The sequence below is a fragment of the Bacillus cereus group sp. Bce041 genome (assembly GCF_052646455.1).
In genome coordinates, this window is sequence record NZ_JBQXON010000021.1 from 25475 (window position 1) to 50564 (window position 25090).

The window sequence follows — 25090 nt, forward strand, 5'->3', positions numbered from 1 at the left end:
AGAATGAATGAGAATCAAATGATGCCACTTCAAGCAGGTGAAGGCTTTCCTTTTGTGGGGAGGCTGGTGGATGCAGAGCGCACAGAGACAGGGATTTTTGTTCAAATACCTGCTGATATGTTAAATAATGCAGGTCTTCTAAAAGGTGTTAGCAGGGTTGAAGTATGGAGAGAGATGGATGGGACAGTAAAGTTTCGAATTGCCACGCTGTGTGAAATATGTAAACGAGGGGCGCGTTTGTACCCGCTAGATATGGGATTTGCGAAAAAGAACATTTGTTTAGAGTGTTATGCATCAATTACAGGGAATTACCCATCTCAAGAACCGCCAACACCAGCTAGTGAAAATAACACAGAAACAGAGCAGGAGCAGCAATAGCTGGTCTTTTTTATTTTGCTTGAAAGGAGGTGAAATATGGATAGAATACAAGCTCTTATTAAAAGCATAAATATTAGTGATATCATCACCTCGACCGATTTTAGAGCTGCTTCAGTAGTAAGTGGTGGAATAGGCACGTTTTTAAGTCTGGTTTACGGAAAGACAAACTTGATTTGGATCTTCATCTTAATGATGGTTGTAGGTTTAGACTGGATTACTGGTAGTAAGGCATCTAAATTAGATGGAACATACTCATCACAATATGGCATTGAAGGCATCGCGCGTACCGTGGTGCTTTTTTTATTGCCGTGTTTAGCGCATATGTTTGATATCGCTTTTAAGCTACCTGATTTTTTCTTTTTTATGGTCACAGGTGGCTTGATTTATCACATTTTTAATAGTTTTACAGCAAACTGTGTAAGAGTCGGTTGGGATAAATGGATTCCGACCTGGTTGTTAGAAAGCGTTGCGAGTGAAATTCAAGCGAAAATACAACGTTCTGATGCGAGAAAAGATAAGGGAGGAAATGTAAATGAAACAGAAATTAAATAACCGTGGCTTATGGGTGGCACTCTTCGCGCTGCTAGGAATGGTTTTAATGGATACTGTTCCACATTTTAATGCAGGACGTTATCAGGAATACGTGGACATAATTCTAGTAGTCTTAATCGCTTTAGGGGTTATTTCTAATCCTGAGAGCGGGAAATGGTTCAGTGATACAAAAGAACCTCAAGACAATTAAAAACGTTGTACGAGTCTAAGAGAGACGTTAAAACACGTCTCTTTTTTCGATAAATAAAAAAAGAAAGAGGTAATTATTATGGGATATATTGTAGATATTTCAAAATGGAACGGTAATATTAATTGGGATGTAGCAGCACCACAATTAGATTTAGTTATTGCTAGGGTACAAGATGGTTCTAATGTTGTTGACCATATGTATCAAAAGTATGTAAGTGAAATGAAAAAGCGTGGTGTTCCGTTTGGAAATTATGCTTTTTGTCGTTTTGTATCTATTGCTGATGCAAGGAAGGAAGCGCAAGACTTTTGGGCACGTGGTGATAAAAGTGCAAAGTTCTGGGTTGCTGATGTAGAAGTACAAACGATGGATGATATGCAAGGCGGTACACAAGCATTTATCAATGAATTGCGTCGTTTAGGTGCTAAAAAGGTCGGTTTATATGTAGGTCATCATACGTATGTGTCATTTGGAGCAAGAAATATACAAGCAGATTTTGTGTGGATTCCTCGCTATGGAGAGAATAAGCCTGCATATCCATGTGATATTTGGCAATATACAGAGACAGGAAATATTTCTGGTATCGGGAAATGTGATATTAATAAATTAATTGGTGATAAACCATTGTCTTGGTTTGTGGGTAGTGCTGTATCAAACATCATTGCTAATAGCTCCGTAAAAGTGGAAGGCATTGGTATTGCAACATCAAAATACCCTGATGGATATGGTGTTAATTTATATGAGAACCCTGCTGATCCGCAGTATACAGGAAATATCACTCAAAAAATTCCATACCTTATTTTTAAAGGATATTGGGGTGGTGGAGATAAGGATATGATTTGCTTAGGTTCTGAGAAGCAGTGGGCAAAATTAGAGCATTTTGATGTAGAATGGTTCCATGCTTACTCAAAATATCCTCCTGGGTACGGAATTGCGGTACACAGTGAACCTGAGTGTATTAATCATATTGATGACATCGACGGAACGGTTCCATACCGTGTTTGGGGTAAACATTTAGATGCTATTGATATTGGTGGTAATAGATGGATTAAAGCGGAACATATAATGATAAAATAAGAGAAGCCGTCCTGAATGGGACGGCTTTTTTACTCTATTTTTGTTAGGTCGTCCTAACAAAAATAGAACAATGAATTATACATATAATAGACAGTTAAACATGTACGCTGAAGTTGGGATTTGTTTTGGTGTCCTGCAATGTTTAAAAGAAGCTTATATATCAAAGTATAAAGTCTATTTTTTATTTGTTAGGTCGGGATGACATTACATACCTAACAAATAAAAAATAGAAAAGTGATACGAAATATATAGTTATAAAAAAGTAATTTACCCCTACCTTTTTTCATTATTTTTTTGTTATAACTGTTGTCAGTTAGCAACTGTTATGGTATAATTATAAATGTAAAGGAGGTGACAACATGAAAGAGTGGTTGGAAAATATAAAAACAGTCCTCGAAATCATCACATTATCTTATGGCATCTACCAAATGACAAAAAAAGATAAGAAAGATGATAACGAAGACCAGTAAGAAAAGCGACTGACTGGTGTTACAGCACCAGTTGGTCATCTAAATTATAACACAAACTCTTTCGTGGATGAAAATGACAAAAACATCCAAAATAATCTTATTACTAGTAACCATGATTATAATTAACTCCGTTTTAAGTTGGATTGGAAGTACACTAACAATTGCAGCAGCGATTATTGTATCTTTATTTACACTATTGGCAATCGTCCGTTTGCGATGATTGCCAAATCAAAAAGCAGGTGAATGTATGGCAACGTACCATTTTAACAGTAGAGAAGAATTAATGCAGTTCATGGAAAATGATATTTTGACGGTTACAGAAGCAAGTGAGTTGATGGGTTTTTCACGTCAACGTTTTAATAAACTAGTATCAGAAGGACGGTTAATTCCAATTATGAAAGCCAAAAGTATGAAATCCCCTAATTTGTTCCTTCGATCTGATGTAGAGCAGTTGCACCAGGAGCTAAAAGCATTGAGAGGAAAATATAGACCGCACGAAGAAAAAGGAGCAAAATGATTTGCTCCTTTTTCATTTGAATTCTACATAAAATGTATTCTCAATTATTCCAAAAGCAACCTTACAAGGAAATGGATTTTTCCCTGCAGAAGCTGCCTGCATACAAGCAAGAACCCATTCTTCTAACTCTAAAGGTAGTCGGTATGCTTGGACAGTACTATCGTCATTTTTAATCGTGATAATAGGGGTGTTTACCCTCGTTGTGGTAAAACCATCTGTTGTTACCATCGCTAAAGCATCTCTAGCATGGAAGCCCGCACTTAAAACCTCATACACTATCCCATGCTGTTCATCTATAACCATAGGAATATTTAAAAAAGCATGGTTATTTATATCATCATGAATAACTGCTCCTGCACCATTTTTCCTTAATTGATTTCCTGACATTTTGTACACTTCCTTTACAACCAATCTAATGTAATTGTTTAAATCTATTCTATTTCAAATCTGTAAATTCATCTATCTTAAAACTGGTATTTAAGTTATAAGCATCTGTACAATATACAGTTCTACTATGGATATCTATACCTGTGACTGTTATGTATTGTTCATGTAAGAACCCGTTACGATAGTATTCAATATTAATTTCTTTATTGCAGTGTAGAGACTCATTTAATGCTCGTTCGATTTGCTGCTTTGTATCATCAGTAATAGTAGGTTTGGATACCTTGTATTGTTCTTCTAACATGCGATCAATTCCTTCAAACTGCTCCGTAATACTTGCAAACGGAAGCCACTTTACCATACCTCTTCCACGAATCTTTGGTGCTCCCCAGTTTTCCATGCCAAATCCCTCAATTCTTGTTATTTGTATACATTTTACACGAATGTATGTTCGATTTAAAGTGTGAAAAAGTTATTTGAAAAGATTTATTAAAACTCTTGTGATACTTGCAGCATGTTATTTGCGAGTTTGAAAAATCCTTGTGAAAAAACAAGGATTTCCCTCTTATTTTGGTTATATAAGAAGAGTAGAGACAAAAAAATTGTCTAAAAAGTTATAAAAATGTGATCAAAAACTTCATTTTTGTCGAAAATAAAAGAAGAGAGAGTTGCAAAAAAAATACTTTTTTTCTTTTCTTGTAAGGGTTATATGTGAACTGTAAGTAGATGAGATTTTGAAAGGGGTGTTGCCATTGCTCGTATTTAGAGTTTAGTAACAAGGAAGAAACATATTTTATAAGGGGGAAAAGAAATGAAAAAAATTGATTCAAATATTTTAACACAACTATATATTCTTTATGACATCTTAGCGAAATTAGCTCCGCTACATAGTTACGTAAATTGGTACATGCCAAAAGAGTTTGGTACTTATACCAATTCAATTGGTAGTCTAATTTCAACAAATTTGTTCACAGCAGTTTTAGTACTGGTTATCGTCTTTTTAATAGCAACAATATGTCGATTAAAAAAAGAGATTCGAAGCGTTGATAAACCAAAAGCGAAAACGCGATGTGAAAGGTATCAACGCTCCGTAAAGTGACTGGCATCACTTTAAACATATTGTTAACAACAATAACTTAACATAACCCTAAAAAATAAAAAAGGGAATTACACAGAAGTTAGCCTGCTGCGGGACGACTTCTGTGTAAATATATTAGATTAAAAACAATTTCTTCTCTTTAATAAACCAATCGGGAATTTCTTTCTTTTGGTTTAGAATGCTTTTTGGAATCCAATGTACTGCAACTGCAGTATTTTTCACTTCTACCACGTACCTAGTAGCTTTTTGGGTAGTTCGTAGTAGTTTTATATCAGCTAATAAATAATAGGATTCTAAAGAGTAGCGCTTTGTGTATCGAATAATTGATTTAGTACCAGGATCGATATTATTTTTAAAGCCGATTACTTTATAAATTGCATTTAGCAGTTTTCTAGTAATAGGTTGGCCATCTTTTGCAAAAGGAAGCAGCACATTATGTACATATGCTGCATACTCCCGTTTAGTAGACTTCAAAGAGTCTAACATTTCTTCCATTGCTGCTAATTCAGCATTTAATTTCATTACTTTACGAACCTGCTCCCAAACAATTTTTAGAGAAGCAGATAGATATTCTTTAGCCTTTCCACCAAAACGAACAGCACCTCTTTTTGCCATATACCATGCTTCTTGCATAAGTTCTTTATGGTTTATCGTGTCCATGTCTTATACCTCGCCTTAAAAGCCGAATACGAGGCCAGATACAAGATAAGTGAACGTTACTAGGAAAATAGCAAAGGAAATAGTTCCGTAAAACCAAAGGCGATCTGAAGCAGCCTCATCTATACCGAACCATTCGTTAACCGCATTGTATTTGTCAGATACAAAGTGATAGAACATTCCGAAAAATTCACTTTTATCTTTGCGTTGTGGTACAATAACCTCATTATTTGTGATTTTGTATAGGGTGTTTGCCATTGTAAATCATCCTTCCATTTCATAGATAATGTGTAGGGAAAGCTCTTTCGATGCCGCCAAGCTGGGAAGAGCTTTCCCTTTTTATTTAATTAGAAATCCATATCTTCTTTATCAGATGGATCAATACCACCTTCAACTACTTCTGCTTCAATAATTGTTCCCTCTGATAAAAATGCTTCTTCACTCTCTTTTTCATTTTGGAGATCCGTGTTTGGTTTTACCATAATCGAACCATTCTTTATTTCTTCTAAAGAAGATTCTATATTACTTAACTTATCCATGAGCATACGGATAAGTTGTTGATCTCTGTTTTGATTCTGGACTAAATCCACCACATATTCAGTTAAATTACGTTTAGAAGACTTTTCATCCAAAATTTCATAAACATCATCGGGCATATTCTTGCAGATTAACTGCATTTTTTTGCGTTTTTCCATTTAAAACACACCTTATGCTTCTACTTTTTTTGTTTCATCAATACTGCGTAACTCCAAAGCATTTAAATTTATTGTACGAGCTGTTGGAGCGAAGACTTCGTTATCTTCTTCCTCAATAATGTCACTTAAAAAGAAATGGTTATTTTGAGCAGCTTCTTCATTCATATGCTTTAATAGATTTTCCTTAATGTAAGGCTCTAAAATCGGTGCTTCTCCACCAAAGTATATGAATTTCAATACTTCATCACTAGATGCTGGGATGAATTCGTTTAAAACTTGAGTCACAAGTAAGCTAGCATACTCATTTAGCATTTCTGTAATCTTATCTGTTAAATCAGTTTCGTCCCCAGTATTTTCATTTTTCAACTTATAGGTCTTTTTGTTGTAATTTTTCACAATGAAGTTTTCGAATGTACGTAGGCTGCTAAATTGTTCTAATAATTTTTCTGTACGAAACTCTTCAATATGTCCTAAATACGGCTTAATATCTATTACTTTGAATGAGTCACGACTTGTTGGATTTGTTAGTCCAACACCTAATCCTACTGCATCAGTTGAACCACCACCGATATCGATTAAAACTACTTTTGCATTTTCGAATTGAGCTGCAGATTTTCGCTTTTCAATAGCAATTGCTTTTGCATTATCATCTTTTTTAACCATTCTATATTTAATGGAATGACGAGCAATTTCAGATTCAATTCTACATTTCGCTTCTTTTACATTAATTTTTAATGTTCGTTCCATTCCTGGTGTATGTACTGTTACAACGTGCTCTTTTAGGAAGCGATCCGCCATTTTATTTTGAGCAACACTGAATTTAGACTCTCTTTTTAACAGCCAAATCGGTAGCATCATGCTCATGTATTCTATTTCAATCTCATTACTTTCCTTGTTTCCTTTTAAAGCGTGGTAATAAGCTACAGCACTTAAAAATGATACATAAGGAATTGGGCTTTTTATTTTGTCATGCATACGTTTTACATGTACGTTGGATAGTGTTTGTGATACTGCTGCTTCCCCTACCAAGAAATACTGCTCTTCTCCATCAATCGTTGTAGAAATAAGCATTTTCTTTAAAAGGTCTTTTGGATCAGTGATAGAGTCCACGAAATGCGTTTCGGCTTTTTGTTTACTAATCGGCGAAACATTTGTTGGCATTTCAAAATAGTAACCTTCTAGCATGAAGTTGTTAGTACTATTACCGAAATCACCATTAAATCTTGAGATATTCATTTTTTCTCCTCCTAATTTTAAACAAGTAGGGTTTTAACACCACTTATAAGGTAATTTTACCATAATTAACCGTGAATGCAAGAATAAAATAAAATTAACACCACTTAAACACCACTTGATAAAAACATCATTTGATAGAATACTACGATTGAAATCATGACAAACTAAGAAGAATATATATTGTTAATGGAGGATTGGATATGACTAGGGATAAAGTAGAGGAAGTTGGACAAAGGTCCAAGTTAGAAGTAATAAATAATACTAATTTCGAACCGAATCCAGAATCAGGGAAAGGTGAAGGGTCAGAACTACACTTGAAATGGGGAGGGGATACACGTCCAGAAAATCAAGAAACAGATCTTCCGGTTGGACAGTCTGATACCAAAGAGTCAAAGTATGTACATAATGGTGGTAATATTAGAACTTTTATTGTAGGAGTTTCGAAAGGCGATATACCAATTGGAGGGTTTATTCATTCTGTTAAGAATCCTCCTGGAGGTGCAGGTAGCGAAAATACGACATTACACGTTCAATACGTAGGTGATGAAGTTGTTGTTTATAGAAATTATTTTAATACTACTACTGACGAAGTTATGCGAGAAGATATTGGAACAATCAGTTTAGAAGATTGGAAAAGCTAATTAGGTTTATATGAAAAAGAATCCATTTTAATAATGGATTCTTTTAATTATGACCATAACTGTTGGTAATTATCTTTTAATGTGTGAGAACGCCAAAAAACAATATAACGATGCATCGCTTCAATACTCTTCATTCCAAGTAAAACTTTTATTTCAGCAGCACTAACACCATTTCTAAGCGAATCCAATATGTGACGATTACGTAGTGTGGTGGGGGAGAGGTGGTGAACATCAGCACGCTTAATCTCTTTTTGGAACATACGTTGAATGGCGATTTTTGTTAGTTTTTTTGGGGATTCCGTACTGTAATCCCATTGAAACGTACTTGTTGCATGGTGGAATGTTACGAAAAATGGATCATTTGTATTTTGGCGCGGCCGCACGGATTCCGGTATGTCCTTGTAGGTGGAAACGAGCAATTGACGATCTGTATTATTTAATGGGATTGCTCTTTTAATTCCACTTGCAGATACAGGCATTAATGTACCCTGGCCAAAATTAATATCTTGCATAGTTAATGTGGTGAGGTCATGAATAGAAAAGCCGTAGTAAATCATTAAGCGGACCAAGAATAGATTTCTGTTCATAATATATTTTCGTCCTGCTACCTGGTAATTGGTTAAGCCATCAAAACTACTCATAGTGCATAGTAACTTTTCAATCTCGTTATCTGGAGCAAAGTTATCTAATTTTAGCAACACCTCTTTGCCACGATCTACAGATTCTAAAAACACACCATGATAATCTAAAAAGTTAATAATCACGCTCATTATTCGTTTTAATGATGCAGTAGAGCGGTTTTGCATGTGTTCTGCCGATTTGCAGTATTCCTTAAATTGCTCCGTTGTTATTTCACGATAAAAGGGCGATTTTAATGCATCCTCACTGTTTTCAGTCCATATAGCTAATTGTACTAAGTCATAATGATAACGACGCATGGTAGAAAGTTTACGCCCGTTTCCTTGCATATATAACAGATATTCGTGTATAGCTTCTTCCCAGGTCATAATAAAAGTCTCCATTCTGTATAAATATCGTGTACCACTATTGGTGAAAGAAAAACAACAAGGCGTCCACAAGGGATTCCTGCTGCTTCACTTATTTTAGTATTCGTTTGTACCACGGTTGTTTTTCTGCCGTGGCTGCTGCTTCCTGGAACTTTATGAGTGTATCCATTTTTTCTGTAAGTTCCTGGAGTTGTCCCTGGAGTTCCTGATTCCGCTTATCCGATTGTTGCAATTGCTCGTGAATTTTCTCTGCGCGTTGATCAGATTTGATAACTTGTTCAGCTAATAGAGCATTTTGTTCGTATAAACTGCTTTGCTGACTAATTATAGTTTCTAAATTTTTCAGAAATGGCTCTATCTGTGCTACTGAAAAATTATTCACCACTTCACCAGCATTCTCTGCATCATGGTAAACGGGCATAGATCCTTGCAGCTGTTCTAATATCTCGTGTGTTTGTACACCACTTGCATATAAATCTTTTATCTTTTTTAGTATTGGTAGTCCTTCACTAAAGATCATTTTCTTTCTACCTACTAATTTCACTTTAAAAAAATCCGGATACGTGTGTAAATACCTTGAAATCGAAGTATGACTAATCCCTAGCGTATCAGCTGCATCTTGTATGGAATACCATTCTTTCACCACCACACCATCACCTCACCAGTACTAATTCGACGTGCGCGGCCAATGTCTTGCTAAAAAGTTGCAATTAGTTAACAAAAACACAAAAATAAAGCCCTACTGTAATAAATACAATAGGGCTATCGTAGTACGCTAATACTACGAATTAATACAGTCTGTATTATAGTTATGGATGCAATCACCATTAATTAAAAATATACTATAACGGCTATAAACGTACAATTGCCCTAGAATAAATTCAGTTTTTCTAATAACCAGTCTTGAACTTCTTCTTTTAAATCAAGCCCTACAGCAATAGATCCCAGCACTACACCTTTTCCAATAAGATTTATATCTACTGACATTGCTACTTTCCCAGTTTTAATTTCATATGTAACTGTTTCAATGTGTTTTTTAGGAACACGAACAAAATTAATTAGACCTGAGGATTCTACATACCTATCTGTAATTTTAATTTTATTATCTTTCCAAGAAAACTCCGTATCTGTTATTGTTTTAGGATTTTTAGTTCCGAATAAGCCCATAAGTAATAGACCTCCCATATAGTATTATTACAATCTTAGCATATGGGTAGAGATACTTATAGTCTGCTTTAGGCATACAAAATAAACATATTACCTGGCCTATTTTTTAGATAATACTTTTATTTTACGAGTTCATTAAAGGAGATTCTTTTAAAATATTTGCTGCTTCTTGTAAGGTAAACCCCATTTTTGTATAAATTCCTAGTGTATTAAAGTTATCTAGGGTCAACTCCGATACATTAATTTCCTTTTGCAAATAATTAGCTTTTTGCAATAAGAATTCTTTTAATACATCGATATCTTTTTGTTCTACTTTACCTTTCTGTTCGATACTAGCAGCTGTTTCCTCAGCTGCTTTTTGTTCATGAACCCATTCTGGTACCATTTCAGAACGTTTAAGATTTTTAGTTTTTGGTGCTGTTTTTTTACTTTGGTGCTGCTGTTTCTTTTTGATATCTGTATACTCCGATTCTACACGCTTAATATCATCGAAAGTTTTCATACCTTGTTTTTCCCAACGACTTATAATTCCTTTAATAGTAGCAATATATTTATTGGTATTTAAATCTGCTAATCGTTTAATAGATTCATTTACAATATCTTTTCCGTATTGATCAGTAAGAGACTCTAATTCTATTTGCACATATTTTGTTGGTTTACTAGAAATAGATTCCTTAAAAAAATCAATAGGAGACATATTGATACTTACATACTTACTAAATAAAGATAAAGGATTCTTTGGTAATGAATTCTTTGGTATTGGTTGGGACATTTTGTCCAAATGCATTATCCCATTTTGTCCAAATGTATTAGAATGCTGTTTTGTGGGTTCAGTCCCATTTGAATCATTGCTATTATACATTTGGACATTTTGTCCTAATGGTTCTGTTTTTCCTTTTTCTGATTCTACTATTCTAGCAAGCTGTTCTTTTTTCTTTTTCGCTTTTTCTTTTTTTTCTGCATCCTTTTTGCACTCGATTTCATAGTAGTTTTTTTCAGGTAAACTTAATAACACTTCGTAATCAATTCTATACCAAAGTGTGCGATCTTCTTTCATTTGGTTGAGTGTATCAGCAACCAAGACACCCATTTCTCGTAGCTTAGTGAATTTTCGAGTCAGGGTTTTTCTAGGAATCCATGTAAACTGTTCTTGCCATTTTGCGATGCTATTATAAACCCACATATGGCCATTTTTAAAAGTTCTATCATCAGAGAGTTGTTGTTTTGTGGTAATCCAATAATGGACCTGCTGAACGATAAGTGCCATATCACTATCATTAAGTTTTCTAGCAAGTGCAGGTCTAACTAAAAGAGGGGTTTCATCAAATAGAATTTGATGAATACTATTTGAAGTATTTGAGTTTGACATAATAAAAAACCTCCAGTTTGTTCCCCGGTAAAAATGGGTGCAGCAAACTAAAGGTTATATCTAGACGATTTTTTCAAAATGTGATAATATCGTTATAGATAGCATCACATTTGAATACGTAAGACATAACCTCTGCTGTTCCGAGTTTTCTCTGGTGTTTTGAGTTGGCCGCTCTACCATCGAAAACTGTATGCCGGGGTTTTTTTCTTTTTTATATTAATATTTTGTTTGATTTTTATATGTATCTAGCATCAATCATAGCAGAATTATGTAGAAAAAAGAAGGGTGAACCAATTGGTAACACTCACTTATCTATTAAATCTGATCAATAATGCTAAGAATTTTATATCAACAGTATATAGCAAGATGTATGCTTTTAGCAACGTCAATAACTCGAAAAGAGAGGATGATCTATTAGATCGGCCTCTCTTTTTTTCTTTTTCTATAAAATAATATCATAAAACAAAGAACAGGTGTTCTCTTTTTTGATTTATTTTGGTAAAATGAAGAAAGTTAATCAACATAAGTAAAAACGTCGTTAACATTAAAATTTCGTGAGGAACCACGTTCGGCAGCTATTTTATTGAGCGCAGAAATGATTAATTCTAATGTATTGATATTAATACGACTACTTTGATTACTTACCATATCAGCAATAGTATTACTTCTAACCGTAGAAATGACCGAAAGGCGGTATGGTGATATATCTAATTCGTTTAGCGTTTGTTCTAACGTAAAGTGAATTCGTCCCATTCTATACTTCTCCTTACCCTCGTTTTGTTAAATAAATTATACTATACATGTTTAGTGTTTTTCATATTTTGTTTGAAATTTAGCAAATATAGGGTATACTTTCCTTAGGAGTTTAACGCTAGGAGTAAGTGTATAGGAGAGTGAGGTTTGCCGTGAATACTTTATCTCTTTTAAGTGAAATACATGCAGATATGAAGAAAAAAGGGATTAACGATATTCAAATATCAGATAAGTTACAAGTAACGAAAGGTTTAGTAAGTCAGTATTTTAAAGGTAAGACGAAAATCAGTTTTATGAATTTCGTTAAACTGGTTCGTCATGTATATGAAGATAGCGCATTAGTTCAAAAATATATTCTACGTTTTTGTGCAGATACAACAAAACCTTTGAATTTATGTATTGCAATGGAATTTGCTAGTGCAAATAGGAACATTGAGTTATTAACCTTCTTAGTTCAAAAAGGAAAAACATTTAATAATAAAATGGTTAAGGAATGGGCATCTCATTATGATTTTCTTTGTGAGCGTTCGAAAGGGAATTTGATAGGAGAAAAATTATTTAAAAAGATTTCCAAAAGCTCTATAAAGACAACAAAGGATGAAATGAAAGTTTTAAAATCGATCATATTAATGTATTCATTTTCCGATATGCAGGAGTTCACAAGTTTAATAAAAACTGTTCCTGAGATAACTGTAAAAGAAGGAATACAAAATGCGCAGAAAGAAGAAACGGAGAATGAAGATGTAACTGTAGAAAATCTGAAAGAGAGCTATTTTAAAGATGCCTATGACATCCGAATGAAAGAATTACAACTAGTGGCAAACCTCATGGATAATAATATAACTGCAGCAAGAAAGATAGGGGAATCAATCATTCAAAATGATATCTCAAAAGAATTCCCAAGATTTTTAGCATCTACATACGAATTTCTCGGTATTTCTTATTTGTTTGAAGACACGTATAAAAGTCAAATATTAGTGCAAAAAGCGATAGAAGTTTTAAAAACTGAAAATACAGATATTTACAATGATAAAATAGCAGAGTGCCAACAAACATTAGATTTTATAAGAATAGATTGTGGAGTAGATTTAGATAAAATCAATCCTGTAGACATAGGAGAAAAGGCACATTTAGCAATTAAGAGAGGTCTCGTCGAAGAAGGCATTCGTATTCTAGAGGAAATTAAAAGAGAAAACGGAACATGGACAGCTTTCCAATGGTACTATATGGGACTAGCAACTGGTGAAGAATACTATTTCCGTCAGTCCACCTCATGCTTTGAGCAACATGGTAATAAGTTTTATGTGCAGTTGCCGAACCGTTTTATAAGGGAAAATCGATAAAATGGTAATAAATCTGTTGAAAACTGGAATTTCGATGTTACAATAAGAATATATTCAACGCAATATTTTATATTTTCCAGTCTTGGGCAGAGGTGAACATAATGAAAAAGATACTAGCAGCGCTTATTGCTTTATCAGTCGCTTTAGGAGTAATTGGTAGTACAAGTGCAGAACATGCTTCAAAACAAGAAGGTAAAAAACAAGCCTCTTATATGGCGGCTGATCCAGGCGGAAGCGTGGGTTAAGTTAAATAGCAATTCTTTGAATGACACCGTGAAATGCGGTGTCATTCAGTGTTTTAAGGGATGTTTAAGTTTTTTACAAATGGAAAAACACTAAACTTTTTTGGATAACAACAAGGGGGATTCAAATGGAAAAGATAATAGAAGCGTTAAAAAAAGCAGCTGCTACTCAAGAAGGATTGAAGCAAGAGATAGATTTACATAACGTTTTATCTGAATGTGCGGGAAAAGGGGATATACCTTTGGGATTATATAAGCAAATTGAAGAATATATGAAAGAAACCGCATAAAAAATTATGCGGTTTCTTTCATTCTGGATGGATTGCTTGGAAATATCCATTTATTATATTAGCAATTTGCTCTTTCTGTTGAGGAGTTAGTTTCTTTCCGTCCCAATTTAAATTAGTAGCAGACAAAATAGCACGTAAATTATCGTTCAATGGTTCTTCAATATCAGAATATCCACTTAAATAATTTGGAGTTGTCTGCAAAATTTCAGCTAATTTGGCCATTTTCTCCGGAGGCGGCGTTCTATGGCCTTGTTCGTAATTTGTATATGTGCTTCTTGCAACTTCTACATATCTGCAAATTTCATCGACTTTTAATTTATGTTTTTTTCTTAAATATCGTACTCTCGAAGGTATGAAACCTTTTTCTTTTTCCGCTTTTCTCGCTTCATTAAAATCAACGTGTTGATCGGAGTTTTGAGAGATTGAGTGTTTATCTTTGTCTGTATTGTTCACATCCACATCTCCTTTCACTGTATATGCCATAAACTCATTATCTTCTTTTTGTCTACTAATTGCAACATTACGTTAAATTTTCCAAGAAAAAATATGCAAAAATGCATAAAGTGGTTGTTATATTCCATAACATGGTATATAATCAGTTTGAAAATGTTGCTTATAGCATACAAAAAGTGAGGGAGATAGATGGACAAGAGAGATAAGGTTCTCCTCATAAAAGACGCGAGGAAAAAGAAGGGTTTAAAACAGTGGGAAATAGCTGAAATGGTTGGTATTAACAGGGCTTACTATGCTGGTGTAGAAGGGTTAAAGAAAACACCTAGCTTAAAGGTTGCGGCGGCCATATCAGATGTTTTGGGGATAGATATAAAATTTTTTTTGAAATAAATTTATGCTTAAAGCAACATACTCTATTTGAATACATAGGAGGCGTTTAAGTGGAGAAAGCGACACTAATGCAGTTGTATCAGATTATACGCTTTGAGTCTTGTGGAAGTAACACTAAAGTAGCAGCGATTAAAGAATTGGAAAGAAGGTTGTGGCATGCTCGATGCGGTTCAATGGGATATATGTGACTATATTCCAAAGTCTGATCTTGGGGGAGATGTTCATATGACCAGAGAGGAAATGATTATCCTACTTTCTTTGAATGGTAACTATAGTGAGCAGTATTTAAATTCATGCTCCGATGAACAATTAGTAAATTTATATAATGATAAATTCAATTATGGTAAGTAGGTGGTGAGATGGTGAAAAAAGCAACGAATTATGCAAATAGAGGAAATGCTTTAGAAATAGCAATTGAAACGGCCAATGCACAGTACGATGCCAGGGAAGTCGCCTTAATCGATAAAGTGGCTACTCCTGTAAAAGTTAAGAAATTGGATCAGCGTGGACAAATAGAGAGTGGTTGGTACGCTCATAAAAGTACTGTCGATTACAAAGGGCTTACAAATGGAGTGTCAATTGCATTTGATGCCAAAAGTACGATGAGTAAAACGAATTTTCCACTGAAAAATGTGAAAAGTCATCAAATATCATATTTACGAAAGCACCAACAGCAAAAAGGAGTCAGTTTTCTATTGATCGAGTTTTCGGTACATCAAGAGCATTACATATTAATGTTTGACCAACTGGCAGAATGGTGGTCGGAATCGATGCAAAGTGGTAGAAAGAGTATTCCTTATCAATATTTTGTAGAAAATTGCATCCGATGTGGACCGGGGCGAGGTATTGCGTTAGATTATCTTGCTTCACTACCACAAGTTAATTAGGAGGAATTTACATGATAGCTAAAGGGGACCGAGTTTTTGTTGAAGATTTGCTTTTTAGTGGATGGGGATCGGTTAAATTTATTATTCCTGGTGAGATGTTTGGTATTCAATTGCAGATGGAGCAGCCAGATTCAGACGGGCATTACATTAAAAGAGTAGGCATTGAACATATAAAGCAAATCCCTAATGGCATTACTGCTTCTTCTCAAATTGAATTACAAGATGGTGCAGTTGTATTAGCAGAAAGTACAGCTGAGACTCTTAATTTGAAAGTGGGACAAAGTTATCTACTGAGTAGAAGTGCATATTCGAATAGCAAATCCAGTAATACTTGCTATGTATATCGAGTTGATGATGGGAAGCTTTTGGGATGCCATCCTAAGACGTATTTTATAAATTGGCGGCAGTTTGAAGGTGAATTGCCAGTAGTATCTGAGGAAAAGGCAGATCCCGCAGTTTTAGAAATAATGAAGAGTGCTATAGAAAATGAATCAATAGAACAACTATCTCTATTTGATTTTTAAGCTTGGTGAGATGGTGGTGAAGTGAAGAATACAAAAATATAAGTTAAGGGAGAAATGAAAATGAGAACAACAGGTATTGTAAGAAGTATGGATAGATTAGGGCGAATAGTTATTCCTAAGGAACTAAGACGTACACTTGAAATTCCAGATGGAGATTATGTAGAAGTATTTAGAGATGGAGAAAACGTGATTGTTAGAAAGCTACAAGATACAGGTGTTGCACGAAAAGTTGATAAGTTAGGACGCCTGGTTATACCTATGGAACTTCGTATTGCTCTAGAAATAGATAATACTGAGCCAATTGAATTTTTACTAAATGAAGATGAGATTGTTTTAAGAAAGTATAGACCTGCGTACGCATGCCATTTAACAGGCGAGATTAGTCAGGAAAATTATATTTTGGCTGGAGGAAAGTTAGTTTTAAGTCCAAAGGCATTGCAAGAAGTGGCTGCTGAGATTAATAAGTTAGCAATGTAATAGTGTTGTTGAATAGGTGGTGATGTGGTGAATAAGCAGCTGAATATTTTCGATGTAGAACCGGAAATTGTGAAATTTGATGCTCGTAAAGCTCATGTGAAGCAACGGAAAGGGAAAGCTAGCTACGCTGATATTTTAGCGAAGATACCCAAAAACGCCAAAGACATAGATGAACTTCCTGAAAAGGTAGTAAAAAAAGCAGGACCTGACAATAGATTCGATTTGTTTGTAGATTATACAACTGCTTTGTGGCGATATCAGAGAGCAAAAGTAAAAGGTTTTAGTTGGGAAAAAGCAGTGGAACTGTGCAAGAAGATGCGTGATGAAGGAACTCCAGTAGAGTTACGGATTTACTTAAATAGCGGGTTCGCACCATTAAGAGTAGATCAATATCTTAAATAACGAGAGGGGAAAATAAAATGAATAAATTTGAATTTAAACAAGAAGTTAAATGTACTTGTGGATGTAATAGATTAGGAATTGTACTTGGGAAAACGAAAGTTCCTGGTATATGGGTAGTTGCTAGGGAAGAAGGTGTAGCTTTTATGCATGAAAAAAATATGGATGTAGTTAAAGAGCCACCTGTAAAAATACCGAAAGAAATTGCTGATATTCTTGGCTTGAAACAATATTCAAGTGCTCCAAATGCTATGTGGGAGATATTGAATAAGCAAGCGCATGAATTGTTTAAAACAAGCTGGTTATTTGAAAAAGGTAATCTTATAAAACTTGCAAGAGCAATTGAATATGGCTATGAAGCTGAAGCGCCAGTTATCCGGAAAAATGATTATGTTGTATTCGAGAATAAAGATGTGAAATGGATCGCTAAATGCAGCGGAGTAGAAGGAAATGAAATTGAATACGCTTATGCCATTGAGTTCAAGTTAGGTAAGTATGATCATGATGATGGTGGCGGGAAGGTGACAATGGACCTGTTTGATGTACGAGTTGCAACGGAAGATGAGGCGAAAGCGTTGCGACGTGCTGCGACATTCATTAAAAATAACAGAAAATTCAATAAATTTATGCCGTTTGACATAGCGATAGACAAAGATGGATCTGTAGTTCGAGTGGAAAAAGAAACAAATGGGGATGGGAATGTAGTTGTTCTTTATGGGAATGAGGAGGATGGATATTTGGCCACATCTCGACCTGCATCGGAATTAACTCTTCGTTATTTAGCAGAAAACAGGGTTGATCTAGAAGGTTAATGGACAAGCAATGCATCATAGAACGGCTCATAAATATAGGTGTTTTTAAAAAAGGAAATCGTCAACTTTGGGAACTAAACGTTCCTGAGTTGATGCTCCTTTTAAACGAAAACGATCCAGAAAATAAGGGGGAGACGTAGATGACTGTACAGTATCGCTATCGACTATCTATTCAATTAAATGGTAAGCATCATAAAACGGAGGTTGCGGCCCATTCGGAGGCGCAAGCAGTATCGATGTTCTATAAAGAGTTCAAGTTACATAAGACAAACATGCCGTACTCAGATTTTAAAAGAATAGTAAATTGTGAATACATTGGGTTAGATAACCTGGAACAGTTCTATAGCAAGGAAAAAGACTTTTTGAGAATGTGTAAGTTTAGAAAAATTGAATTTGCTTATATGGGAATGCGAGTCGAAATAGCAGGGAAGATGGCCACAATTGTAGGGAATCACAAAACAGATTTGCTAGTTGTGTATGATGGGATGTCGCATGAATCTAAAGCTGATCCACGTTGGGAAATTATCTATTTTGGTGAAAATGGTGAGGTTGTAAGGGATTGGCGTAAAGCGAAGGAAGGTCGTGCTGTATGTATCCATTCATAATTGAATATGAGCTGCCGCCAATGCAAGGGACGCTTAGTGTTATCGAAAACGCAAAAGATGAACATGAGGCGCGCTATATCGCATGCAGCTTATTAATACCAGTGGCAAAAATTAAGAGTGTAAGGAGAGGTTGACATATGAACATTGCCAAGTTGTTTAAAATGCAAAAAGAGTTTGATGTAAGAGTTTTAGAAGATAAAGAGCTTAGTTGGGCAGGAACGTTTCAATCAAGAATTTTAGCATTCATTGATGAAGTAGCAGAATGTATGAAGGAATGGCGGGGGTTTAAGTTTTGGAGTGAAAATACAAAACCTAGAACTTATGTGAGAGAAAGTTGTCCCGATTGCGCGAAAAAAGGATACACAAGAGGGAATCCACCAGTTGATGAAAAGTTAGGTACACACGGGTTAGGAAACCATTGGTATTATTGCGAAAAATGCGCGGGGTATCTAGTAGTTGATAAAAATCCTCTTCTTGAAGAATACGTTGATGGGTTACATTTTGCGATTAGTTTATGTATCCATACTGGAGCGGAGGTAAATCTACCAGTAGCGATTTATTGTGACAATGTAACAGAGCAGTTTTTAGAAATATACTCATTAGCAGTTCGGCTAAAAGAAGAGCCTACGTCATTAAATGCAGATGTCTTGCTAAGCCATTATTTAGGGTTAGGAGAAATGCTAGGCTTCAAATTAGAAGAGATTGAACGTGCATATATAGAGAAAAATCAAGTGAATCATGAACGTCAAAATAATGGATATTAAACTCTTTTTTTAAAGTGGAGCAGCAAAGGAGCGAGAACAATGGATATATATTCCGGATTTAGATGGAATCCATATGATGCAAGAGTTGCAAAAGAGATTGTTGCAAGGGAAGGTACACCAGAGGCAATTAAATATTTCTCTGGTGTTTGTGAAGGACTAACTGATTATGCATATTGGTTTTTCCTTTCAACATTATGGGTGAGTTATTCGGGCCATTCAGATATCAATCTGTGGAAGCAACTTTTTAGTAGTAATAGGCCAAAAAGAAAGAAATGTATTATGAAGCCTAGTGAATTTAAAGCCTTTGAACAATTACCTTATTTTATTTCGGTATATAGGGCGCACAGAAATAATGAAAATGATTGGATTGCATATACTCTTGATCCGTTAATTGCAGCGAGGTTCGCAAATGAGCGAGGGGTTAAAACAATAAAAGAATACAAGGTGAAGAAGAGAGAGGTCATTTCTTTGTTTTTAAGGCGTGGGGAGCGAGAAGTGATAATTCTTGATAAAACGAAAATACAATTTGTTTCGGAAATTTTATTGAGAAGCGAGGTGTAGTGAATGGAAACGAACTTTGAAGTTAAGGTAGTTGGTGTTAAGTACACTTGCGATAAGTGCAAAGAAGGAGAAATGATTTATCAAGCAGGAATCGGAACAATGTTACTCACGAGTCCACCTCAATTCGAACATACCTGCACTAATTGTGAGTTTAAACAAAACCTTTCTAAAAAGTATCCAACGATTGAATATAAGGGAGTTTAAAAGAAAATAGTTGTTTGAAAAAACGAACGAAAAGTATTAGAGGATCCAAAGAACGTTCGAGATTTAATGTGAAATCTCTATTTAAATAGAAACGCAGGTGACAAAATGGCTAAAACTAGGGTTACTACTGAAATGGAGCAACAAATATACGCAGCAACAAAGAAACAAGGTGTATTTGGTTGCTTTGAAGTTACGATTGGATGGTTTGGAAAAGAACGTGTGGACTATCTAACGTTGGATACTAAGGGTATATGGCGCTGCTACGAAGTTAAAGTATCTGTTTCGGATTTTAGGAGTAAGGCAAGTAAAACTTTTTGTGGTCATTATAACTATTATGTTATGCCAAGAGAATTATATGAAAAAGTTAAAGATGAGATACCTAGTCATATAGGTGTATACATCGGTGGTTGGCTAGAGAAACGTGCAAAGAAGCAAGAGTTAGCAGTTGAAGAAGAAATTTTAAAAGCATCCTTAATTAGATCCTTATCTCGTGAAGCAGATAAGTTAATTAAAAGCGCTAATCCTTCTACTGTTGAATCTATGCAAAGGCAGATAAGGTATGAAAGAAAACAAAAAGAAGAATATCGGAGAAGATATCAAGAAGAACGAAGAAAGCAGCAACCAAGGAGTAAGGCAAATAGCTAAGTTTTATAACAAAATAGTTATTTGGGAGAAAAGTAGGTGGTGCTGTGGGGTATACATTCATATTTTTATTAGGTTGGATTATGGGATTAATAACAGGATTATTAGAAAAAGTGGATAGAAAAATAAAAGGGAGTAGGAATGGAGTGAAACATATGAATAAGCGATTAAAAGAAGTGAAAGAGAATATCACCAACATTGCAGATCATGCAATTTGCATGACAAAGTTCGATTACGATTGGTTAATTGGGCAAGTGGAAGAAAAAGAAGTGAAAAACTTTCAAGTTGAAGATATAGATGGATGCGAGTTTGTCAAAGTAAAAGGTTTGGGAAATGCGTTAATTTCATACGATCATGATTGTGATGGCTTCATGACAGGGAAGATTCAAGTTGTTTATTCTGATGGTTCTGGCAGCGCAATTAGCATGGAAGAAGCTCAAGGGCGTATCGATTCAGGAGAATGGACAGTTATTAAACCATAATTGAACAAAATTCTTATTTTAAAAGGAAAGGGAGAATGGAAAATGGATAAAGCAAAAGTAATTGAGTTAATAGCACAAGTGATTTTTGATGCTTCTGAGAGTGGTAAGAATCACGGATGGATGTGCGGACCGGATAACTCTTTAGATAAGTTAGGCGAAGAACTGGACGTTAGTAATGAAGAAATTTATGACACTGTATTAAAACTAAATGGTCCTGATCCAGTTGCGATCAGTAAAACGGAAGAAGGTACTTATAAAAGGATTTTAGTAGAAATGCATTATCCGTGGGATATGATTAAAGATTGGTCAGAAGAGAAGTGTGAAGCTGAAATAGAGGCAATCGATGGTGCAGATGTAATTTAATAAAATCTTTATTTGAATTAAAGGGGGATGAATATGGTGGATGACAAACGAAAAATGACAAAATGTGATTATTGGATTGCATACATGTTTATCCGAGAAGAAGGCGGTCATTGGGAATGGGGGAATGGCCATGTAAACATTGCAGAAGTATATAGTGGCATTGAGTGGGTAAGAGAAATCGAAGCTCGTATTAGTAGAAGATATAAATACAATACAGTTAAAATAATGAACTTTATTCCAGTGTTAAGAGGTGAATGAAAAATGGCAGAGAGCGCATTTGAAGGAACGGTTTTAGAAGGTCGTGAGAGGAGATACACTGTGTTAAATGAAAAGGATTTGGAGAGATATGTTAATGAAGAAAAGCGTGAGGAATTTCGTCAAATTTTAAACGAGGTGTTAGGCGAAATTGAGGATGGCCGATTATGCGATGATAAGAAGCCGTACAACAGTTATATCGTTATTAATACAGATGAACCATATATAAACGAAATAATCGAAGTAATGAAACGGCATGGCTATTTTAAATAAAATCTTTATTTGATTGGGGGGAGACAAAATGGGCTGGGAAAAAATAATTGAGCAAACGGAAATGACAACAAAAGAAAAGTTATAACTGATATGTGACGCTAGTTTGGTACAAGCGAAATCCGTATTAGTTGAAGCGAACAGTTTTGCTTGGATGGTTCGGACTATCAAGGAACTTAGCGAGGAGGAAAACAAGTGATTTATGAAGTCATAGATTATTGCTCTAGATGTGATGAAAAATTAGAAAACTGTGAATGTGAATGTAAAAAGTGTGACGAGTGGCTACACGATTGTAAATGTAAAGAAAACTAAATCAGAACGCTATGTTATTAGAAAAGGAGAAAGGGCATGGAATTTATCTTTAAATGTGCCGAATGTGGTCATAACAATACCGAAGAAGATATTGATTATACGAATACGATTTGTGGAGAATGTTGTGGTTGTGAGGGTTATGAATACGAATTAATTTGTAGTTCCTGTGGCGATAAAATATATAGAGGTAGTGGATTTGGAGAATTCAACAGAAAAGAAGTTGCTGAGGATATTCAAGAAGAAATACTTGAGATAAATGAAAGAGCAGCTAGTAAAGGCTAACTGCTCTTCAGAAAAACGTTAAGAAGGAAGTTCAGAACTAAAGTGTATTTATAGTATGAACAAGGTTTATGGATTTATTCAAGGGTGGTAGAGAAGATGGGAAGAAGTGAAGAAGGGGGGATATGTAATGTCGCTTTTTTATAAAAGTTCCAGATCTACACGTCAATTAGGTCCTATGCGCTTTGCTAAAGATATAAATCGAATTTCTAGTGAAGTAATTGAGTACAAGCTAGGTAAGGAAGAGTTAAATAAAATTAGACAAGAGCGGCCAGCTCATACCGGAGAAGAATTTGAAACATTAATTGCAGCAGGACATAGCGAAAATAGCATTAGAGAGATGTGGGGCTGGGATTATAGGCAATTAAGTCTTTTTAAAAGAAGATGCGGAATTAAAAGAAGATACAGCAGCACTACGTAATTAAAAATTCCATAAGGGGAAAGAGGTAAGCTGTATGAAATCAGGAGTGATTAGTAAAAAGAGAACGAAATATAAAAAGAAGAATCAACAAGAAAAGCTAACGTTACATGATATTAAGTATCTCATGGGAGCTTATAATCAGAGATGTAGCGGGAAAACAATTAGAGTAATTAGATAGATAGTAAGAAAGGGGCAATATTACAATATGAGCGTAAAAGAACCTGGGAAAATAGGACGAACAAGAAAGAAGAAATCAATCTCCTCAGCGTTAAAAGAGGTTGATAGAGATGCCACAAAAGAAGCAGTAGAAGCTAAACTATATCAATACAAAGAATATATGTATGAAATGGAAGAAGAAAATTTACCCAAGATTACGCCAAGTTATAATATTGCTCCACCGACGTTTACGAATTCGTTTCATAGTAGCACGGAAGATACGGTTATTCGTAACATGGAGATAAATGAGAAACGTACAGCTTTTATGGGTAAAATAATGCGTGCGGTAAATAGACTTAATAAAAGGGAAAGAACATTAATTGTGAAAAAATACCTCGATTTTGAGGATTACATAGATAAAGAGATTTGTGAGGAGTTTCTGGATGTATCAGAAAGAACATTTTATAATATACAATCCGATGCGTTTTATAAATTAGCAATACATTTGCGTGAATTAAAGTATCTAAATAAGGATAAAAACACTCCAGAATAGACGGGGTGTTTTTTATTTGCAGTAAAGAAGCAGATAAATTGCATAAAATATGCTTAAAGAATACATTGAGGATGTGGTATTATGTTATTGTAGAGAAAAATATCTTAAGCAGACAAAGTGTTTTAGACTTGTTACCCTCCGGAAACTCTGAGGATGTGGCGTTTAGTTTAATTGAGCGCTCACATGCCTCTCCATATATCCTTTTATCTAATGTATTCTAAAAGAGTATATGGAGGGTGCGTCAGCCTGTACCCTCAACTCCATCTGGTCCCTATATTATGCGAAGGTACGAAAAACAGGTGAGGAGCTTCATAACGAGGCTCCTTTTTCAAAAAGGGATTTTTATTTTGTATCCTATTGAGAGCAAGAGTGTCCCCTTCTTGCTCTCACATGATACAAAATGCCATTGTAGTATTTCTCTCTATCGCTATATCAGCATCCACTCTGATATAGCGATAGGAAATCCCATTCAGGAATGTATATTGGACTTTACGAATTATATGGATCAAAATGGTGGTTGTGATTTGAATGAATTTACGTTCTTGATTTCTAATAAAGAGTGTATAAGGTAAATTCGAATTCATTATCGCTTTCACCTGTTGATTTATATGTAACTACTCACAGAGTTATTTCGTCTTTAACAACGTTTCTGGCGCAAGATCTTCAACTAACAGGGAGAGGCTTTTGTCTCTCTTTGAATTAATATCCGGTTTGAGTGATTAAATGATATTTATTCAAAGAGGTACAAAATCTCAAATTAATAAAATAAGAATGAAAAAAAGGAGCTCTAATTGATAGGGCTCTTTTTTATTTACGAAATCAAAGTAATAACAATATAAAATGAGAGACCAGAGATAAGATTAGTACGTTCTGTTGAATAAATTCGAGGAAACAAACTCAAACTCGAATGCCGGTGAGGAGGTGGTGAGATGAGAGATGGCTAGAAAAAGAGATCCTAGACGGAATCAGGCTAAAAAAATCTGGTTAGATAATGAAAAAAGCGGTAAGGAAAACAAATTAGTAGATATTGCAAAACAAATTGGAGTACCTGCTAATACAATTCGAAAATGGAAATCCCAAGATAATTGGGAAGAAGAATTAGAGGGAGAGCTGAAAGGGAACGCTCCTAAACCCAAAGAGAGCGCTCCTATTAGAAAAAGGAACGCTCCTAAATCTAAAGGGGCTCAGCCAGGCAATAAAAATGCCGTGGGTAATAA

At 35.0% G+C, this 25090-nt stretch carries 46 protein-coding genes; 34 read left to right on the forward strand and 12 right to left on the reverse strand.

Annotated features, from left to right (window positions below):
- The first annotated feature begins 3 nt into the window (after positions 1–3).
- The 6 genes from ACUN13_RS29405 (at position 4) to ACUN13_RS29430 (ending at position 3181) form a co-directional block, all read left to right on the forward strand.
- Positions 4–378 carry a hypothetical protein gene (locus ACUN13_RS29405; RefSeq protein ID WP_445424099.1) on the forward strand — a complete coding sequence of 125 codons (375 nt, stop codon included), beginning with the start codon at positions 4–6 and terminating at the stop codon, positions 376–378.
- A gap of 36 nt (positions 379–414) precedes the next feature.
- Positions 415–930, forward strand: a complete 516-nt coding sequence (locus ACUN13_RS29410) for a phage holin family protein (RefSeq protein WP_043936010.1) — start codon at positions 415–417, stop codon at positions 928–930.
- Positions 911–1120, forward strand: coding sequence for a hypothetical protein (locus ACUN13_RS29415; protein WP_445424100.1), 210 nt, complete (start codon positions 911–913; stop codon positions 1118–1120). The genes ACUN13_RS29410 and ACUN13_RS29415 overlap by 20 nt, the downstream gene beginning before the upstream one ends.
- A gap of 78 nt (positions 1121–1198) precedes the next feature.
- Positions 1199–2194 (forward strand): glycoside hydrolase family 25 protein, encoded by a 996-nt coding sequence (locus ACUN13_RS29420; protein WP_445424101.1) that lies wholly within the window; start codon positions 1199–1201, stop codon positions 2192–2194.
- Positions 2195–2737: 543 nt separating this feature from the next.
- Positions 2738–2884 carry a hypothetical protein gene (locus ACUN13_RS29425; RefSeq protein ID WP_156137706.1) on the forward strand — a complete coding sequence of 49 codons (147 nt, stop codon included), beginning with the start codon at positions 2738–2740 and terminating at the stop codon, positions 2882–2884.
- A gap of 27 nt (positions 2885–2911) precedes the next feature.
- On the forward strand, positions 2912–3181 hold the full coding sequence (locus ACUN13_RS29430) for a helix-turn-helix domain-containing protein (protein ID WP_043936007.1): 270 nt from the start codon (positions 2912–2914) through the stop codon (positions 3179–3181).
- Positions 3182–3193: 12 nt separating this feature from the next.
- Here ACUN13_RS29430 and ACUN13_RS29435 read toward each other — a convergent pair whose 3' ends face one another.
- Together ACUN13_RS29435 and ACUN13_RS29440 are read right to left on the reverse strand one after the other, a co-directional pair.
- Entirely contained in the window at positions 3194–3568 is a 375-nt protein-coding gene (locus tag ACUN13_RS29435; protein WP_043936006.1) for a hypothetical protein, read from the reverse strand.
- A gap of 49 nt (positions 3569–3617) precedes the next feature.
- Positions 3618–3965, reverse strand: a complete 348-nt coding sequence (locus tag ACUN13_RS29440; protein WP_445424102.1) for a YolD-like family protein — start codon at positions 3963–3965, stop codon at positions 3618–3620.
- Positions 3966–4376: 411 nt separating this feature from the next.
- On the opposite strand from ACUN13_RS29440, the gene ACUN13_RS29445 reads away from it, so the two are divergent.
- Positions 4377–4664, forward strand: a complete 288-nt coding sequence (locus tag ACUN13_RS29445; protein ID WP_445424103.1) for a hypothetical protein — start codon at positions 4377–4379, stop codon at positions 4662–4664.
- Positions 4665–4778: 114 nt separating this feature from the next.
- Here ACUN13_RS29445 and ACUN13_RS29450 read toward each other — a convergent pair whose 3' ends face one another.
- The 4 genes from ACUN13_RS29450 to ACUN13_RS29465 form a co-directional block, all read right to left on the reverse strand.
- Positions 4779–5324, reverse strand: a complete 546-nt coding sequence (locus ACUN13_RS29450; protein WP_043936003.1) for a hypothetical protein — start codon at positions 5322–5324, stop codon at positions 4779–4781.
- 15 nt (positions 5325–5339) lie between these two features.
- Complete coding sequence (locus tag ACUN13_RS29455) at positions 5340–5579, reverse strand: hypothetical protein (RefSeq protein ID WP_445424104.1); 240 nt, start codon at positions 5577–5579, stop codon at positions 5340–5342.
- 89 nt (positions 5580–5668) lie between these two features.
- Complete coding sequence (locus ACUN13_RS29460) at positions 5669–6016, reverse strand: hypothetical protein (protein ID WP_445424105.1); 348 nt, start codon at positions 6014–6016, stop codon at positions 5669–5671.
- Positions 6017–6028: 12 nt separating this feature from the next.
- The gene (locus tag ACUN13_RS29465; protein ID WP_445424106.1) at positions 6029–7252 is read right to left on the reverse strand and encodes an Alp7A family actin-like protein; all 1224 of its coding nucleotides are present in this window, start codon (positions 7250–7252) and stop codon (positions 6029–6031) included.
- Positions 7253–7452: 200 nt separating this feature from the next.
- Here ACUN13_RS29465 and ACUN13_RS29470 point away from each other — a divergent pair, with 200 nt between their 5' ends.
- On the forward strand, positions 7453–7893 hold the full coding sequence (locus ACUN13_RS29470; protein WP_445424107.1) for a hypothetical protein: 441 nt from the start codon (positions 7453–7455) through the stop codon (positions 7891–7893).
- Between the two features lie 47 nt (positions 7894–7940).
- Here ACUN13_RS29470 and ACUN13_RS29475 read toward each other — a convergent pair whose 3' ends face one another.
- The 5 genes from ACUN13_RS29475 to ACUN13_RS29495 form a co-directional block, all read right to left on the reverse strand.
- Positions 7941–8900 (reverse strand): tyrosine-type recombinase/integrase, encoded by a 960-nt coding sequence (locus ACUN13_RS29475; RefSeq protein ID WP_445424108.1) that lies wholly within the window; start codon positions 8898–8900, stop codon positions 7941–7943.
- A gap of 91 nt (positions 8901–8991) precedes the next feature.
- Positions 8992–9546, reverse strand: coding sequence for a hypothetical protein (locus tag ACUN13_RS29480; protein ID WP_445424109.1), 555 nt, complete (start codon positions 9544–9546; stop codon positions 8992–8994).
- A 224-nt stretch (positions 9547–9770) separates the two neighbouring features.
- On the reverse strand, positions 9771–10067 hold the full coding sequence (locus tag ACUN13_RS29485; protein WP_445424110.1) for a hypothetical protein: 297 nt from the start codon (positions 10065–10067) through the stop codon (positions 9771–9773).
- Between the two features lie 124 nt (positions 10068–10191).
- The gene (locus tag ACUN13_RS29490) at positions 10192–11436 is read right to left on the reverse strand and encodes a DnaD domain protein (RefSeq protein ID WP_445424111.1); all 1245 of its coding nucleotides are present in this window, start codon (positions 11434–11436) and stop codon (positions 10192–10194) included.
- A gap of 513 nt (positions 11437–11949) precedes the next feature.
- Positions 11950–12189 carry a hypothetical protein gene (locus ACUN13_RS29495; protein ID WP_445424112.1) on the reverse strand — a complete coding sequence of 80 codons (240 nt, stop codon included), beginning with the start codon at positions 12187–12189 and terminating at the stop codon, positions 11950–11952.
- A gap of 152 nt (positions 12190–12341) precedes the next feature.
- Here ACUN13_RS29495 and ACUN13_RS29500 point away from each other — a divergent pair, with 152 nt between their 5' ends.
- The 3 genes from ACUN13_RS29500 to ACUN13_RS29510 all read left to right on the forward strand — a co-directional run bounded on the left by ACUN13_RS29500 (position 12342) and on the right by ACUN13_RS29510 (position 14064).
- Positions 12342–13532 carry an AimR family lysis-lysogeny pheromone receptor gene (locus ACUN13_RS29500; RefSeq protein WP_445424113.1) on the forward strand — a complete coding sequence of 397 codons (1191 nt, stop codon included), beginning with the start codon at positions 12342–12344 and terminating at the stop codon, positions 13530–13532.
- Positions 13533–13633: 101 nt separating this feature from the next.
- Positions 13634–13777, forward strand: coding sequence for a hypothetical protein (locus ACUN13_RS29505; RefSeq protein ID WP_445424114.1), 144 nt, complete (start codon positions 13634–13636; stop codon positions 13775–13777).
- A gap of 125 nt (positions 13778–13902) precedes the next feature.
- Entirely contained in the window at positions 13903–14064 is a 162-nt protein-coding gene (locus ACUN13_RS29510) for a hypothetical protein (RefSeq protein WP_445424115.1), read from the forward strand.
- An 18-nt stretch (positions 14065–14082) separates the two neighbouring features.
- Here the strand turns inward: ACUN13_RS29510 and ACUN13_RS29515 are convergent, their stop codons facing one another.
- Positions 14083–14517, reverse strand: coding sequence for a helix-turn-helix domain-containing protein (locus tag ACUN13_RS29515; RefSeq protein ID WP_445424116.1), 435 nt, complete (start codon positions 14515–14517; stop codon positions 14083–14085).
- A 189-nt stretch (positions 14518–14706) separates the two neighbouring features.
- Between ACUN13_RS29515 and ACUN13_RS29520 the strand changes: the two genes are divergently transcribed.
- The 23 genes from ACUN13_RS29520 to ACUN13_RS29630 form a co-directional block, all read left to right on the forward strand.
- Entirely contained in the window at positions 14707–14907 is a 201-nt protein-coding gene (locus ACUN13_RS29520; RefSeq protein WP_445424117.1) for a helix-turn-helix domain-containing protein, read from the forward strand.
- A 156-nt stretch (positions 14908–15063) separates the two neighbouring features.
- Positions 15064–15258 (forward strand): hypothetical protein, encoded by a 195-nt coding sequence (locus tag ACUN13_RS29525; protein ID WP_445424118.1) that lies wholly within the window; start codon positions 15064–15066, stop codon positions 15256–15258.
- Positions 15259–15266: 8 nt separating this feature from the next.
- The gene (locus tag ACUN13_RS29530; RefSeq protein ID WP_445424119.1) at positions 15267–15794 is read left to right on the forward strand and encodes a Holliday junction resolvase RecU; all 528 of its coding nucleotides are present in this window, start codon (positions 15267–15269) and stop codon (positions 15792–15794) included.
- An 11-nt stretch (positions 15795–15805) separates the two neighbouring features.
- A complete protein-coding gene (locus ACUN13_RS29535; protein ID WP_445424120.1) occupies positions 15806–16318 on the forward strand; it encodes a hypothetical protein in 513 nt (170 codons plus the stop codon).
- Between the two features lie 60 nt (positions 16319–16378).
- Entirely contained in the window at positions 16379–16795 is a 417-nt protein-coding gene (locus ACUN13_RS29540) for an AbrB/MazE/SpoVT family DNA-binding domain-containing protein (RefSeq protein WP_445424121.1), read from the forward strand.
- A 27-nt stretch (positions 16796–16822) separates the two neighbouring features.
- Positions 16823–17197: a cell division protein SepF gene (locus ACUN13_RS29545; protein WP_445424122.1), complete on the forward strand. Its 375-nt coding sequence runs from the start codon at positions 16823–16825 to the stop codon at positions 17195–17197.
- Positions 17198–17214: 17 nt separating this feature from the next.
- Positions 17215–18006 (forward strand): hypothetical protein, encoded by a 792-nt coding sequence (locus tag ACUN13_RS29550; RefSeq protein ID WP_445424123.1) that lies wholly within the window; start codon positions 17215–17217, stop codon positions 18004–18006.
- A complete protein-coding gene (locus tag ACUN13_RS29555) occupies positions 18006–18146 on the forward strand; it encodes a Fur-regulated basic protein FbpA (RefSeq protein WP_445424124.1) in 141 nt (46 codons plus the stop codon). Before ACUN13_RS29550 ends, ACUN13_RS29555 begins: the two co-directional genes overlap by 1 nt.
- Positions 18147–18611, forward strand: a complete 465-nt coding sequence (locus tag ACUN13_RS29560) for a hypothetical protein (RefSeq protein WP_445424125.1) — start codon at positions 18147–18149, stop codon at positions 18609–18611.
- Positions 18596–18745 carry a hypothetical protein gene (locus tag ACUN13_RS29565; RefSeq protein WP_445424126.1) on the forward strand — a complete coding sequence of 50 codons (150 nt, stop codon included), beginning with the start codon at positions 18596–18598 and terminating at the stop codon, positions 18743–18745. The genes ACUN13_RS29560 and ACUN13_RS29565 overlap by 16 nt, the downstream gene beginning before the upstream one ends.
- A gap of 3 nt (positions 18746–18748) precedes the next feature.
- Entirely contained in the window at positions 18749–19375 is a 627-nt protein-coding gene (locus ACUN13_RS29570; RefSeq protein WP_445424127.1) for a dUTP diphosphatase, read from the forward strand.
- A gap of 39 nt (positions 19376–19414) precedes the next feature.
- Complete coding sequence (locus tag ACUN13_RS29575) at positions 19415–19936, forward strand: hypothetical protein (protein ID WP_445424128.1); 522 nt, start codon at positions 19415–19417, stop codon at positions 19934–19936.
- Between the two features lie 3 nt (positions 19937–19939).
- Positions 19940–20140, forward strand: coding sequence for a hypothetical protein (locus tag ACUN13_RS29580; RefSeq protein ID WP_445424129.1), 201 nt, complete (start codon positions 19940–19942; stop codon positions 20138–20140).
- A 105-nt stretch (positions 20141–20245) separates the two neighbouring features.
- Complete coding sequence (locus tag ACUN13_RS29585; RefSeq protein WP_445424130.1) at positions 20246–20785, forward strand: hypothetical protein; 540 nt, start codon at positions 20246–20248, stop codon at positions 20783–20785.
- A gap of 44 nt (positions 20786–20829) precedes the next feature.
- Complete coding sequence (locus ACUN13_RS29590; protein ID WP_445424131.1) at positions 20830–21264, forward strand: hypothetical protein; 435 nt, start codon at positions 20830–20832, stop codon at positions 21262–21264.
- 42 nt (positions 21265–21306) lie between these two features.
- Positions 21307–21627, forward strand: a complete 321-nt coding sequence (locus ACUN13_RS29595) for a hypothetical protein (protein WP_445424132.1) — start codon at positions 21307–21309, stop codon at positions 21625–21627.
- Positions 21628–21663: 36 nt separating this feature from the next.
- Entirely contained in the window at positions 21664–21885 is a 222-nt protein-coding gene (locus ACUN13_RS29600; protein ID WP_445424133.1) for a hypothetical protein, read from the forward strand.
- A gap of 3 nt (positions 21886–21888) precedes the next feature.
- Complete coding sequence (locus ACUN13_RS29605) at positions 21889–22155, forward strand: hypothetical protein (protein ID WP_445424134.1); 267 nt, start codon at positions 21889–21891, stop codon at positions 22153–22155.
- Between the two features lie 345 nt (positions 22156–22500).
- Positions 22501–22746: a transcription initiation factor TFIIIB gene (locus tag ACUN13_RS29610; RefSeq protein WP_445424135.1), complete on the forward strand. Its 246-nt coding sequence runs from the start codon at positions 22501–22503 to the stop codon at positions 22744–22746.
- Between the two features lie 127 nt (positions 22747–22873).
- Positions 22874–23164: a hypothetical protein gene (locus ACUN13_RS29615; protein ID WP_445424136.1), complete on the forward strand. Its 291-nt coding sequence runs from the start codon at positions 22874–22876 to the stop codon at positions 23162–23164.
- A gap of 34 nt (positions 23165–23198) precedes the next feature.
- A complete protein-coding gene (locus ACUN13_RS29620) occupies positions 23199–23342 on the forward strand; it encodes a hypothetical protein (RefSeq protein ID WP_445424137.1) in 144 nt (47 codons plus the stop codon).
- 27 nt (positions 23343–23369) lie between these two features.
- On the forward strand, positions 23370–23873 hold the full coding sequence (locus ACUN13_RS29625; RefSeq protein WP_043935973.1) for an ArpU family phage packaging/lysis transcriptional regulator: 504 nt from the start codon (positions 23370–23372) through the stop codon (positions 23871–23873).
- Positions 23874–24809: 936 nt separating this feature from the next.
- The coding region (locus ACUN13_RS29630) for a phage terminase small subunit-related protein (protein WP_445424138.1) at positions 24810–25090 on the forward strand (281 nt) is incomplete at its 3' end.